General features: G+C 64.0%; 5 protein-coding genes and 2 pseudogenes. 5 read left to right on the forward strand and 2 right to left on the reverse strand.

Annotated elements, in window-relative coordinates:
* Positions 1 to 383 precede the first annotated feature (383 nt).
* Positions 384 to 671, forward strand: a complete 288-nt coding sequence (locus XAXN_RS03600; protein ID WP_054318532.1) for a co-chaperone GroES — start codon at positions 384 to 386, stop codon at positions 669 to 671.
* Between the two features lie 134 nt (positions 672 to 805).
* Complete coding sequence (gene groL, locus XAXN_RS03605) at positions 806 to 2446, forward strand: chaperonin GroEL (protein ID WP_054318533.1); 1641 nt, start codon at positions 806 to 808, stop codon at positions 2444 to 2446.
* A gap of 113 nt (positions 2447 to 2559) precedes the next feature.
* On the opposite strand, the gene xopX (XAXN_RS03610) is transcribed toward groL, so the two are convergent.
* Together xopX (XAXN_RS03610) and xopX (XAXN_RS03615) are read right to left on the reverse strand one after the other, a co-directional pair.
* Positions 2560 to 4458 (reverse strand): XopX family type III secretion system effector, encoded by a 1899-nt coding sequence (gene xopX / locus XAXN_RS03610; RefSeq protein ID WP_425511810.1) that lies wholly within the window; start codon positions 4456 to 4458, stop codon positions 2560 to 2562.
* Positions 4459 to 4904: 446 nt separating this feature from the next.
* Positions 4905 to 6944, reverse strand: a complete 2040-nt coding sequence (gene xopX, locus XAXN_RS03615) for a XopX family type III secretion system effector (protein WP_134984832.1) — start codon at positions 6942 to 6944, stop codon at positions 4905 to 4907.
* A 325-nt stretch (positions 6945 to 7269) separates the two neighbouring features.
* Here xopX (XAXN_RS03615) and XAXN_RS03620 point away from each other — a divergent pair.
* The 3 genes and pseudogenes from XAXN_RS03620 to XAXN_RS03630 form a co-directional block, all read left to right on the forward strand.
* Positions 7270 to 9805: pseudogene (locus tag XAXN_RS03620) on the forward strand (TonB-dependent receptor domain-containing protein); the annotation flags it as partial.
* Positions 9806 to 10338: 533 nt separating this feature from the next.
* The gene (locus XAXN_RS03625; protein ID WP_054318535.1) at positions 10339 to 11412 is read left to right on the forward strand and encodes a 3-deoxy-7-phosphoheptulonate synthase; all 1074 of its coding nucleotides are present in this window, start codon (positions 10339 to 10341) and stop codon (positions 11410 to 11412) included.
* Between the two features lie 751 nt (positions 11413 to 12163).
* Positions 12164 to 14342, forward strand: a pseudogene (locus tag XAXN_RS03630) (translocation/assembly module TamB domain-containing protein).
* Positions 14343 to 14359 lie beyond the last annotated feature (17 nt).

A 14359-nucleotide genomic window follows, 5' to 3' on the forward strand; every position in this document is an offset into this window, starting at 1 on the left:
CAAGCGATGCAACCTGGTTCCATTTCGAGTGCATGACGGGACGCGCGCGGGCCCGCGGCGGCGGCAAGGCATTCAGCGGCGCCCCGACTCGGCGTGCCTCGCGGTTTGGGGCCACCGGCAGCGCCAGCACGTCGACCGCCGTCAACCTGCATGGCCGGGCGTCGTCCCTGGCCCCGAGTCGGAATCTCCAAGGTCTCTGGAAGAGATCGCCGCCGGCGAAAAAATTTTTACCGCCAGCCCTTGAAACCCGTCCGCCCAGCACAATCTCTGGCCCGCACCCGCTTTGTCGGGTTTTTCCGCGCGCTGTGCTGGCAGTCGTCATGTGCGAGTGCTAACATCGCCGATAATTTCCAGGTCAATCAAACACTTAAGAGGTCTTCTCTATGAGCATCAAGCCGCTTCACGACCGCGTTGTAGTCAAGCCGATCGAAGCCGACGAAGTTTCCGCCGGCGGCATCGTGATTCCGGACTCCGCCAAGGAAAAGTCCACCAAGGGTGAAGTCGTCGCGATCGGCGCCGGCAAGCCGCTGGACAACGGCAGCCTGCGCGCGCCGGTGGTCAAGGTTGGCGACAAGGTCATCTACGGCCATTACGCCGGCAGCAGCTACAAGTCCGAAGGCGTCGAGTACAAGGTGCTTCGCGAAGACGACATCCTGGCCGTCATCGGCTGAAGCCGTTGACGGCGGGATTCGGGAGTCGAGATTCGGGATTGCTCACCGCGGCTTGCCGCACCAATCCGCCTCTCCTCCAGATCCCGCTCTAGCCAATCCCCAATCCCCAATCTCAAATTCCGGAGTAATAACCAATGGCTGCTAAAGACATTCGTTTCGGTGAAGACGCACGTACCCGCATGGTTCGTGGTGTCAACGTGCTTGCCAATGCCGTGAAGGCCACCCTGGGCCCGAAGGGCCGCAACGTCGTGCTCGAGAAGAGCTTCGGCGCCCCGACCATCACCAAGGACGGCGTCTCCGTCGCCAAGGAAATCGAACTGGCTGACAAGTTCGAGAACATGGGCGCGCAGATGGTCAAGGAAGTCGCTTCCAAGACCAACGACAACGCCGGCGACGGCACCACCACCGCCACCGTGCTGGCCCAGGCCCTGATCCGCGAAGGCGCCAAGGCCGTGGCCGCCGGCATGAACCCGATGGATCTCAAGCGCGGTATCGACCAGGCCGTCAAGGCTGCGGTCGTCGAGCTGAAGAACATCTCCAAGCCCACCACCGACGACAAGGCCATTGCCCAGGTCGGCACCATCTCGGCCAACTCGGACGAGTCGATCGGCAACATCATTGCCGAAGCGATGCAGAAGGTCGGCAAGGAAGGCGTGATCACCGTTGAAGAAGGCTCGGGCCTGGAAAACGAGCTGGACGTGGTCGAGGGCATGCAGTTCGATCGCGGCTACCTCTCCCCGTACTTCATCAACAACCAGCAGAGCCAGTCGGCCGACCTGGACGACCCGTTCATCCTGCTGCACGACAAGAAGATCTCCAACGTGCGTGACCTGCTGCCCGTGCTGGAAGGCGTGGCCAAGGCCGGCAAGCCGCTGCTGATCGTCGCCGAAGAAGTCGAAGGCGAAGCGCTGGCGACCCTGGTGGTCAACACCATCCGCGGCATCGTCAAGGTCGTGGCGGTTAAGGCCCCGGGCTTCGGCGAGCGTCGCAAGTCGATGCTTCACGACATGGCCGTGCTGACCGGTGGCACTGTGATTTCCGAGGAAGTGGGCCTGGCGCTTGAGAAGGCGACCATCAAGGATCTGGGCCGCGCCAAGAAGGTGCAGGTCTCCAAGGAAAACACCACCATCATCGACGGCGCCGGCGACACCGCCGCGATCGAGTCGCGCATCAAGCAGATCAAGGCGGAGATCGAGGAAACCTCCTCCGACTACGACCGCGAGAAGCTGCAGGAGCGCGTGGCCAAGCTGGCCGGTGGCGTTGCAGTGATCAAGGTCGGCGCGTCGACCGAAATCGAAATGAAGGAAAAGAAGGCACGCGTCGAAGACGCCCTGCACGCGACCCGTGCAGCCGTCGAAGAAGGCGTGGTACCGGGCGGCGGCGTGGCCCTGGTGCGTGCGCTGGTGGCCGTGGGCGAGCTGAAGGGCGCCAACGAAGACCAGACCCACGGTATCCAGATCGCCCTGCGCGCCATGGAAGCCCCGCTGCGTGAGATCGTGGCCAATGCCGGCGAAGAGCCGTCCGTGATCCTGAACAAGGTCAAGGAAGGCACCGGCAACTACGGCTACAACGCCGCCAACGGCGAGTTCGGCGACATGGTCAAATTCGGCATTCTGGACCCGACCAAGGTGACCCGTTCGGCACTGCAGAACGCCGCCTCGATCGCCGGCCTGATGATCACCACCGAAGCCATGGTGGCCGATGCACCGAAGAAGGACGAGCCGGCAATGCCGGCCGGCGGTGGCATGGGCGGCATGGGCGGCATGGATTTCTGATCCACGCCACTTAGGCTGTTGCAGTAAAAAAACCCCGCCGAACGGCGGGGTTTTTTTATGCGCGTCACGATTGCGCATGCACGCGGCAGTTGCCGACGCCGACGGTCGTAGCGTCAGGACAAAGGCGCTGTGCTGGTTGCGGCCTGATTCGGCGACGGATGCGTGTGCGCAGGCGAGCGTTGCTCAGGCGATGTGCTGGCTGAGGCCAACGCGGCGGCGTCGTTCGTCTCGTTGATCTCGGTGATCTCGGTGATCTCGGTGATCGTGACGCTGCTGGGCCTGGTCTGCGCCTGCATGCCGGCGTCCTCGATGACCTGCAGGGCGATATCGCTGACCTGCTGCGCGTACTCCTGCGCATGTTCCGGCGACAGGCTTTGCACATAGCTGGCCGTGTCTTCCACGTTCTGGATGAGCTCCTCGGGCGAGGAGGGCATGCGGGTTGCGAGCGTGGTGCCATCGGGCCCTTTGAAGACCCGCATGACCTGCGCCCCGCCCCAGTTCATCGCCAGCTCTGCGCCACGCGCCATGGGGCCCGGCATGGTCATCGCCATCAACGACATGATCGCGCCGGCGTAGTAGGGCGATGAGGAGGATGCCTCGATCAGGCTCTTGTCTGCGAAGGTCTTGGACAGTTTCTCCACGCCCAGGGCCAGCGCCATCACCAAGCTGCTGGAGCACATGGCCTTGAAGCGCTCCATTGCGTCCTGACGGGTCGCATGTGCGTTGACCGCCGACTGCATCATCACCGTCGTCACAAGGACAGAGTCGGCGACCAGGTCCACCGTCCCGATGCGGTCGGGCTGGATCAGGTAGACCGTCAGCCCGGTCACTCCGGCCCCCAGCAACGTCAATGCCAGCTTGGGTGCAATGTCGTGGTTGGTTACCTGGAGCGGGATCTTGGTTGGCTGGTCCTGGTTCTGATCCACTTGTAGCGCAGTGCTCAGTCGCTTGCTGCATCGGTCCAGCGTCTCCAGCAGGTGCGTGCACTGGGCATTGAGCGTGCGGGTGAGCTCGTGCCCTTGGCTCGGGTCGGTGAACGCGCGACGTGCCTGTTGAAATGCCTCTCGGCCATTCTCCAGAGCGGCGCAGATCTCGTTGAGTTGCGTGCGCAGCTGCGCGCTGATCTTGCCAGGCGTCAGGCGCGCACGCCACCGCTGCGCCTGGCTCTGGAAGCCGGCGCTTTGTGCAAATTGGGCGCCCAGATGCGACGCCTTGTGTTGCAGTTGATTGCCAAGCGCGTTGAGGCTGTTCCAAAGGAAGGGCGTGAGCACCATCGCCGCGCAAGCCGTCGATGCGGCCGCGGCAAATCCCAGGCTGTTTTCCACTGTTTCGGCTTGGTGCCGGATGGATGGGTTGCCGAATTTCTTGGGCAGTTCGGTAGTGAGAAACAGTCCGTTGAGCAAAATGGGGTAGAAGTGCATTTCGTTGGCGTCGCGCCCCAGCTGCCCGCCCATCAGTGGGAACGGAAGCCCGTCGGCGGTGGGGCGCAGCGCAGAGGCCGAAAGCGTCATCACGCCCTTGGTTGCCGCGGCGATGGAATAGGCTAAGGTCTTGGCCTGGTTGCCCAGCAACGGACTGGGGACCACCAGGGGCCAGAGATTGACCAGGTTGGCCAGCGACTTCAGCACCCGCCCGGCCGCAGGTGTGCCGTGCTCCAGGGGCTGCAGCGCGTCTTCCACGGCCTTGATGTCGCCGAGCAATTGCTGACGGAAGCGTGCTTCCAGATCGGGTGCCGCTTCGATGGCATCGCGCAGCTGCGTGATCTGCTGGCGGCACGCGGCCAGACTGTGCGGCGCGTGCTGTTCCGGGTCGGTGTGACGCACCATCTGCAGGAATGCAGGATCGTCCGCATGGATCTGCAGCATGGTGCGCAGGTCTGCCAGCGACCAGAGATTGGAAGCGGCGTTTCTGAGCGTCCCGGAGAGTTGCAGCGCCCCCTCGGCCAAGCCGGCGGTTGCTTTGCGAAACACAGAACTGGGTCCATCCACCGTAGGCGACCTAGGCTGCAGCATGGTGCCCTGGGGCGGTGCCGCATCTGTACCAACGCTGGCGGTGTCTGCTTCGATGATCTCGGTGTCGGAGCTTCCGGCCGGCGACGAGGGCCTGCGTGCGCGCTGGCTGAGCTCGCTCAATCTCGGGTTGAGTTGGGGTTGGGGGGGCGCACCCTCAGGTGTCGGCTGCGATGTCGCCGGTGCGGTTTCCTGGGGGAGTTGCGTGTGCGGCTGGATGGCCGCCTCCGCTTGATTCGTTTGCTTGATCTGCATGGGATATTCCTTGGGGTGATTGGGGACGATAGGATTTGGGCACTAGCAGAGTCATTGGAACGGCGCGTTCGTTCCGCAGCGGTTGATTCCTGTGGCGGCCGAGGTGGATGTCATGGCATTGCGGGCCGTGGACGTCACTGGACTCGCTGCGAATGCACCGTTGGCGCGGCGGCGCTTAATCCGAGCGCGGCCTGTCAGCGCCCCCCCTGCGCACGCTCTGGCGCAGCGGGTTGGCTGTCATCGATCTCGGTAAGGGTCACGCTGCTGCTGGGGCGGGCTTGCGCCGCTTCGCCGGCTTCCTGGATGGCTTGCAGGATCGAATCTCCCACGTTGTCCGCGTACTCCTGTAGCTGCTGTTCATCTCTCAGGCTCAGCAGATACCCCAACGTGCGTTGCGATATTTGCTGCAGTTCTTCGGTAGAGGAGGGAACACGGGTTTCCAGCGGTGTGCCATCCGGTCCGGTGAACCTGCGGCCAAGCTGGCGTCCGCCCCAGTTCATCGCCAGCTCCGCACCGCGTGCGATTGGGCCTGGCATCGTCACCGCCATCAGCGACATGATGACCCCAGCATAAAACTGAGCGTTCGGCGAGAATTCGATCAAGCTTTTGTCGGTGAGCAACTTGGACAACTTTTCTGCGCCCAGCGCAAGGGCGATGACCATGCTGCCGCCACACATGGCCTTGAAGCGGTCCATTGCGTCTTGCCGCGTGGCCTGTTTATTCCATGTCGACTGCGCCATCACCGCTGTGACGATGCAGGTGTCGCTCAGCAGGTTGATCGTGCCCAACCGATCCGGTTGGACAAGGTAGACGGTCGAGCCGGTCACCGCAGTTGCCAGTATCATCAATGCCACCTTGGAGGACACATCCTGGTTGGGCATTTGGCGCGGAAGGCTCGGCGTCTGTTCGCTATCCAGGTGCAATACGCTTGAAAGCCGTTTGCTGCACCTGTCCAGCGTTTCCAACAGATGCGTGCATTGCGTATTTACCGTCCTGGTGAGTTCGCGCCCTCCATCCTGATGGATAAAGTCGCGGCGCGCCTGCTGAAAAGCCGCGCAGGAGGCGTCCAGCTGTTTGCGGATTAGCTGCAGCTGCGAGCGGACCTCTTCGTTAATGCGGGCAGGTGTCAGGCGGGCGCGCAGTTGCTGCGCCTGGTTGTTCAGACCCGTTGCCTGCGCTGCGGCGGCGCCCAGGCGTGTCGTTTTGTCCAGCAGTCTGTTGCCGAGCTTACTGAGGCTGTTCCAAAGAAATGGGGTCAGCATCATGGCCGTGAAGCTCACCGAAATGCCCGCGGCGTAGCCCATGTTTTTGCTGATGTCCTCGGCGTTTCTGCGCAATCCCGGATCGCCAAATTTCTTTGGAAGTTCGGTAGTGAGGAACAACGTGTTGATCAGCGCGTTGTAGAGATGCATTTCGTTCGCCTCGCGGCCTAGCTGGCCCCCGGCGAGCGGAAAGGGAAAGCCGTCAGCAGTGGGGCGTAACGCCGAGGCCGACATACTAAGTACCCCCTTGGTGGCGGTGGACATAGTGAAGGCGAAGGTTTTGGCCTGATTGCCCATCAGCGGGCTGGGAACCACGATCGGCCAGAAATTGATGAGGTTGCCAATCGATTTCAGTACTCGTGAGGCGACCGGTACGGCGTGATCGAGCGGCTGCAGGGCGTCCAGTACCTGCTTAACGTCGCCCAGCAGCTGATTGCGTTGACGCGCTCCGAGTCCGTCTGCTGTCTCGATGACCCGGCCTAGCTCCTGTATCTGCTGGCGGCAGGAGGCCAAAGTATGCGGCGTCACGTGTTCCGGATCGGCGCCCCGTAGGATTGCCAGAAACGCGGGATCGTCCGCATGGATCTGCAGCATGGTGCGCAGATCCGCGAGCGACCAGAGATTGGACGCACCCTTCGATACCGCAGCGTAGGCCTGCTGAATGCCGCCTGCCAATGCAGCGTTCGCGCGCGCGGCAACTGTCGCGGAACTGGACGTGCCGGAGCCGCGTTCGGGTGAATGCGCCTGCGTGTCATGGTCATGCAAGGCCGTCGGCGAAGCGCTGTGCTCGGAGTCGGCGCTGGCAGCGCGCGAACGGCCGCGCGGAGTAAGCGCCAACAAGCTGGGGTTGAGCGGCGGTTGCCTCGGTGATGCATAGGCGGCAACGTCGGAGACGGGGGCGCTATCCGTATGGACGTCGTGCAATGGCGCGAGAGAAGACGGGCCTGCGGTTTGCTGGTTTTTGATCTCCATGGAGGGTTTCCTCGGTAAGGGGGAGCGGCTAGCTCGCAAGGGCTGGCCCGCCTGCATCATTCGAACAAACGTGCCCAGCCGATGTAGCGCGTTGCGAAGTGCTGCACTGCAAGAAGAATCAATGAAACAACACGACGGAAACTTGTGACCGCGCAACACCTCGCCACCCGCGCATGGTCGCGTGCGCTTCGAGCGCGCAGACCACCAGAAGGAGCGCGACAGGGCGCCCGATATTCTACGGCCGTCACACTCTGCGACCACCTGTTGAAACCGATGTCATCGCAGCCTTAGCGTCGCTGGGCAGGCGTTTGCGCCGAGCGGTCGGGTGCTGGTCAACGGGCATCGCGTGGCCGATTACCCGCTGCCCTACGGCGGCGAGAGCAACTTCTCCAACTACAGCAATATTCCTTCCGCTGCGGTGGAGCGCATCGACATCCTCACTGGCGGTGCGTCGGCGATTTACGGCTCGGACGCAGTGGCCGGCGTGATCAATGTGATCCTCAAGCGCGACTATCAGGGCGACCAGGTGCGCTTGCGTGGCGGCACCGCCACCGAAGGTGGACGCGACAGTTTCGACGTGTCCTGGGCCGGCGGGCGCACCGGCGAGAACTGGAGCCTGACCTACGCGCTGCAGGCCACCAGGCGCGACCCGTTGAGCGGACGCGATCGCCCACAGATGGATGATTCGGACGACATGTCCTACTCCAAACTGGACCGGCCAGAACCGCCTGTACGGCTTCAATCCGTTTACCGGTTTGAGTCTGATCGATGCCAATACCAACGAGCGGCTGGCACCGCCGGCCGGCACCTGCGCGCGCTTCGGGGGCGAGTTCATCGACGCGCAGCGGCTGAGCTACAACCAGAACACCGGCGCGCTCACCAACGCCGGCGATTACTGCGGCGTGGCACGCGATTACGGCGACTGGGGGCTGGTCACCGGCAGCGAGGATCATTCGGCATATCTCTACGGCACCTGGAAGTTCGGCGAACACACCGAAGCCTGGGCCACGCTCTCTGCCAATCGCAGCACCGGCCGCTGGACCTACGACCCGCCGTACGCCTACCTGGGTCCGTTCCAGGACGCGGCCACCGGGCGTTCGTTGAACCTGATCCGCCAGCTCACCCGGCGCGAAGCCGGCGGCTGGGACCGGCTTGCCAACTACAACAAGGAGCAGTCCTGGGATCTGAGCGCCGGCTTGCGCGGCGTGTGGGCCGACCGTTTCGATTGGGAGTTCAGCGTGGGCCGCTCGCGCTACACCGTCGACGAATACATCCGCACCGTGGACACCGCGCGCGCCACCGACTACTTCCGCGGCAGCTCCCTCGGCACTGCCGCCGATGGAACGCCGATCTATGCGATCAACCAAGCGCGCCTGTACACGCCGCTGTCGTCGGACCAGTACGACACACTGGTCGCCAAATCGCACAACTCGGCCTATTCGTGGGTGAATCAAGCCAGTTCCAGCGTGAGCGGCGATGTCGTGCAGGGCTGGGCCGGGCCGATCCGTTTCGCCACCGTGGCCGAAGTGGCAAAGCAGGGCTATCAACTCTCGCCCGACCCGTGCGCCAACGAGTGCTACCCGGTGGACGTGGTGGACAGCGGCGGCGGCGAACGCATGCGCAGTTCGGCCGGTCTGGAATTCCAGATTCCGTTGCTGTCCACGTTGAGCGCGAATGTGGCCGGCCGTTACGACCGCTATGGCAATTACCGTTCTTCGGCCGCCATTCCCACCGATGTGGGCACGCAGAGCGACACCACCTGGAGCGCGGGCCTGGAATGGCGGCCGGTGGAAAGCCTGCTGGTGCGCAGCACCCTGGCCACCAGCTTCCGCGCGCCGGACATGCATTACGTGCTGGGCGAACCCAGCTCCACCAACCAGACGGTGATCGATCAGTACCGCTGCATTGCCTCGGGCGCGTACCTGACCGGCGGCTGCAACGACGAGAACAACAACATCTTCTACACCGTAGACGTCAATCGTCGCGGCACCTCGGACCTGCGCTCGGAAACCGGCCGCTCGTTCACCGGTGGCGTGGTGTGGGACATCGCGCAAGGGCTGTCGTTGAGCGTGGATTACTACCGCATCCAGCTGGAGGAAATGATCAAGGACCTGGACCGCGACGAGATCCTGTCGGCCGAAGCCGGCTGCCGTACCGGCACCACGATCAGCGGCGGCACCTGGAACAATCCCGGCGGCGCGGGCTATTGCGACACCATCACCTCGCGCGTGACGCGCAATGCCGACGGCACCATCGCCAGCATCGAGCGCGGCCCGATCAACCTGGCGCAGATGGAAACCTCCGGCATCGATGCGTCGCTGAAGTATCGGCTGGCTACCGCCGGCTGGGGCAACTTCCAGCTGTCGCTGGACTACAACAATCTGATCGCTTACCGCGAGCAGATCTACCGCACCGACAGTGACGAAAACCGTCGCGACGAACGCGTGCGCAGCCGCGTGCGTGGCAGCGTGCAGTGGGACAACGGCGGCGCCTGGGACTGGACCGTGTACTTCCGCCGGATCGGCTCGATGCGCGCCGTCAACTGGGGCACCTGCGAACGCTTCGACGACGGCTATCAACCCAGCGCCTCCGATGCGTGCCTGGTGACCGATACCGGCAACGTGCACCTGGGCGAAACCAGCAAGCGCTACTTCGGCCGCGTGGGCCCGGCGATCTATTGGAACCTGAGCACCGGTTACAAGATCACTGACCACGCCAAGGTCAATTTCTACGTCAACAACGTGTTCAACGAAGTGGGCTACGACCACAAGGAACGCTTCTACGGCTACGGCTTCTACAACACCACGCTGTTCAACCCGATCGGCCGCGAAGTGGCCGCCGAATACGTGTTCACGTTCTGAGTGAGTGCGGCGCTTGCGCACGCCACGGTGGGTGCCGTGGCGTGCGGGTGTTTTGTGTCTGCAATGCTCCCGGCAGGCGGCAGACCTCCCGAGACCGCCGACTCGATCAACGCGTCATCGATGATGTGCATCGCACCGATTGGCGCGGGCGCGATCGCCACCCGTTGGACCGGCGATTGCCCGGGGAATCTGTGCCGAATTCAACGCTCCGGTCCGGCCGCACGCATTTCAACGCGGGATTTCCCGGAGCCTGTGGAGGGACGTTTGCTTCCACCTGCGTTCCGGTCCGTTGCCAATGAAACAGTGGCAACACGCAAAAGTGCGTGCTATCAATGCACCCCATGAACGCACCCCGCAGCCAGTTTTATTTTTGGTACTACGGTTTTCCGATGCCGCTGGCGGAGGAAGGATTGCGCTCACCCTGAAGGAAACTTCAGCAGCATTCCCGAAAAGCCGCCAGCGCACACCTGGCGGCTTTTTTGTTGCCGCCGCGCCTGGCTCCCTGATGCAACACCGCCCACCGAGACACTGTGATGCCGCCTGTAACCGATGACCTGCGTATCCGCAAGATCGAAGCCCTCACACCGCCTTCGCAGCTGCTGTCGCTGCTGCCCTGCGATGAGCGTGCCTCCGAAACCGTGACCAACGCGCGCGCCGCGTTGCACGAAATCCTGCAAGGTCGCGACGACCGCCTGGCCGTGGTGATCGGCCCCTGCTCGATCCACGACCCGGTCGCGGCGATGGAGTACGCGCAGCGCCTGCGCCCGTTGCGCGATCAGTTCGGCGACGCGCTGGAGATCGTGATGCGGGTGTACTTCGAAAAGCCGCGCACCACCATCGGCTGGAAGGGCCTGATCAACGATCCGGACCTGGACGGCAGCTTCCAGATCAACAAGGGCCTGCGCGTGGCGCGTGGCCTGCTGCGCGATATCAACAACCTCGGCCTGCCGGCCGGCGTGGAATTTCTCGACATCATTTCGCCGCAATACATCGCCGACCTAGTGGCCTGGGGCGCAATCGGCGCACGTACCACCGAGAGCCAGGTGCATCGCGAAATGGCATCCGGGCTGTCATGCCCGGTGGGCTTCAAGAACGGCACCGGTGGCGACGTCAAGATTGCGGTGGACGCGGTGGGTGCGGCCTCGCATCCGCATCATTTCCTGGCCGTGACCAAGGACGGACATACCGCCGTGGCAGCGACGACGGGCAACCCGGATTGCCATGTGATCCTGCGTGGCGGCAAACAGCCCAACTTCGATGCGGCCAACGTGGAAGCGGCCAGCCAGGTGCTGAACGCTTCCGGCTTGCCCGCGCGCCTGATGATCGATGCCAGTCACGCCAACAGCAGCAAGAATCCCGAGAACCAGCCCAAGGTCGTCGAGGACATCGCCAATCAGCTGGAAAACGGCGAAACGCGCATCGTCGGCGTGATGGTGGAAAGCCACCTGGTCGGTGGGCGTCAGGACCTATTGCCGGGGTGCGAGCTGACCTACGGCCAGAGCATTACCGACGGCTGCATCGGCTGGGACAGTTCGGTGCAGGTGCTGGAGCGTCTGGCGACCGCAGTGCGCGCACGGCGCATGCGCCGGATCGCCGAAGCTGCGTGAGTTGCGGCGCAGCAGCATCGGCGGGAACGCTTGCTGATGCTGCGTGGGGTAGCGCCAACTCGGAGTGATTGCGAGGCAGCGCGTTGGCTGGTCTGCGGTGAGCGTGAGGCCTCGCGCGTCCCCTAATCCGGCGCTAGGCGTCACCTTCTTCCGATGGGAAAAGCGTCTCACGGCTGGCACATGCGTCGGTGCAGCGAGCGTCGGCAACTGCGCAAGCAATGAAGTGGGTGCGCTGAACGCTCGGCCACTACTCACCATAAATACATCCATCGGCCTGGCCGTGAGCGAAGGCGTCCCGCTGGCTGCTGCAGACCAAGAACGTCGGGCCGGCGCAGGGAGCCGGCCCGACGGATTGGACACCACCCAGTGATGGCCGGTTTCGCTCAGTGACAGCAGGGGGAGAGAGCCTTCCTGTCACATGAAGCGAGCGGGCAGGACCATTATCCGCCTGGCACGTGACCCTGCGATGTCGCTGCATGTTGTGCGCAGCAATGAAGTTTGAGAAGCGTTAAACGCTCGGCTGCGTGATCTCTAGTCCAGAAGACCACCAACGCCTGCACGGGAAGGGAGGCGATCTTTCTGCACTGGTCATCGGCCGCGCGCCAATCTCCAAGCTCGCCGCCGATTCCCAATTCCCAATTCCCGAATCCCGAATCCCGAATCCCGAATCCCGCAACGGCACCAGCCTCGTTCACGCCTCGCGGTCAGCGCAACCGGGATAGTGGCGGCAGACTCTTTCCTGCCTGCGCCCATGCCCTCACTTCGCGACCGCTTCCAGCGTTGGCCACGGCCGTGGTGTCGTGCAGTGGGCGTGGTATTGGCGCTGTACGTGCTGTATCTGCTGGCCGGCAACCTCTATCTCAATACCCCGTTGTTCGACGCCAGCACCAATCGGCAGCCGCACAAGTTCACCATGCAGACCGGCCCGGCACTGACCCTGTTTCCGGGTGAGGTCATTGCCTGGAACGTGCGCATGCGCGGGCAGGCCAACCGTACTGTGTACGTCTTCCACGCCGACCGCGCGCATGCGCGTATCGCCCTGCTGGCCTTGTTTCGGCGCGAAGTGCGCCTGCCGTGGCTGCATGCCACCGGCGTGAGCGCAGAAGTGGAAACGTCCGATACGCCCATTCCGCCACCGCCGCGGGGCAACCAGGGCTGGACGTTGCGCTTCGACGCAATCACCAGCAACAGCCTTCGCAGTGCACGCCTGGGCAAATTGCTGATCGCCGGGCAAGGACACGGCAAGGTCGGTCTTCTGAAGCAACTCAAGGGCGGGCCGTTGGAGCTGTTTCCTTCGGAAGCGGGCTTTACCGATGCGGTGGTCAGCTACGACGGGGTGCAGGTATTCAACGGCGCGCAGCTTGATGCGCAGTTCCAGTTTCCACGTCACTACCGCGACCAAGCACTGGGCCTGCGCAAGCTCGGCATCACCAACGTTCGGCTACAGCTCAAGGCCAACTCCGTGGCGCTGAAGATCGATACCGGGGCGCCGCATGTGGACATCGGCAGCGGGCCATCGGCCGCGCGCGTGGAGGCCGATATCCGCCTGGCCAGCGGCGCGCTGCAGCCGGGCAGCCGTGCGGTGTGGCGGCTGCCGTTGCTGGCCGGCGTTGGCGCCACCGACCGCGGCATGCTCGCGCTGCAACTGGACGTGGCGCAGGACATCCGCGTGCAGGCGCGGCTGCCGCGCGATGAGAAGACCGGCAGCGAGCTGCACGCCGATCTGCACATCGCCGGGCGCAGCGTTCCGTTCGAACAGCCGGCGCAGCTGTTGCCGCGCCTGTCGGGGCAGGTGCGTGGGCGCTGGAAGTTCGAATCCTTGAACTGGATCGCCGAGCTGTTCGTGCGCAAGCCGTGGTTCCAGCTGGAAGGTGGCGGTCTGGTCGAAGCGGACCTGCGCCTTGCACAGGGCCGGCTGAGTGCCCGCAGCACGCTGGATATTCCGCGCGTGGAAGCGGTGGCGCAGGTGTTCGACACGCGCCTGAGCGGCGTTGCCAAGGCGCACGGGCGCATCGACCATGCCGGCCACCCCGCAGGCGCATCTGGATGTGAGCATTCCCACCTTCAAGGCGGCGCCGCGCGATGCGCCCAAACAGCTCTTGCTGGACGGCCGCGATCTGCAACTGGCCATGCATGGCGATGCCGAGCTGGCCCGCCTGAGCGACACGCTCAAGGCGCAGCTGCGTTTCAGCGATGCGCGTGTGCCCGATCTCACCGCCTACAACCGCTATCTGCCGGGCAATACCGTGCGCCTGCTCGGCGGTAGCGGCAGCCTGACCGGCGATGTGGCGCTCAATGCGTCCGGCGATGTCGGTAACGGGCATGCGAACCTGCGCGGGCAGGGCGCGCATCTGGCGTTGGCTGGCGTGCAGATGCGCGGCGATGCCGAGCTGCAGGCAACGCTGCAACGCGCCGATTTCAAGAACAAGTTCTTCGACCTCAGCGGCACGCGCATACGCCTGCGCAACATGCGCGTGGGCGACGATGGCAACGACGCCGACTGGTGGGGCGAGTTGCAAGTGGGCGCCGGCACTATCCAGGCCGAGGCACCGTTCCAGGTGGATGCCGACGCTGCCCTTCGCATGCGCGATATCGCCCCACTGCTCTCGGTGTTCGCGCAGCGTGCCGACTATCCGCGCTGGGTACTGGGGTTGCTGGATTCAGGCGAACTGGATGCCACTGGCCGAGTGCGCTGGCGCAAGCAGCAGGTGCTGATCGACGACCTGCAGGCGGAAAATGCGCGCTTGTCGCTGCGTGCGCGTCTGGCCTTGAACGATGCGCAGCGGCGCGGCGATCTGTATCTGCGCTGGGGTGTGCTGGGTGCCGGCATCGAACTGGATGGCAAGCAGCGGCAGTGGCATCTGGCCGGCGCGCGCGAGTGGTATGACGCGCAGCCGGGACCGTTACCGGCGGCCTCCAAGACCCCGTGATGCAGCCGCTGGCGTGA

The organism is Xanthomonas axonopodis (genome assembly GCF_001304695.1).
Lineage (GTDB): Bacteria > Pseudomonadota > Gammaproteobacteria > Xanthomonadales > Xanthomonadaceae > Xanthomonas > Xanthomonas axonopodis.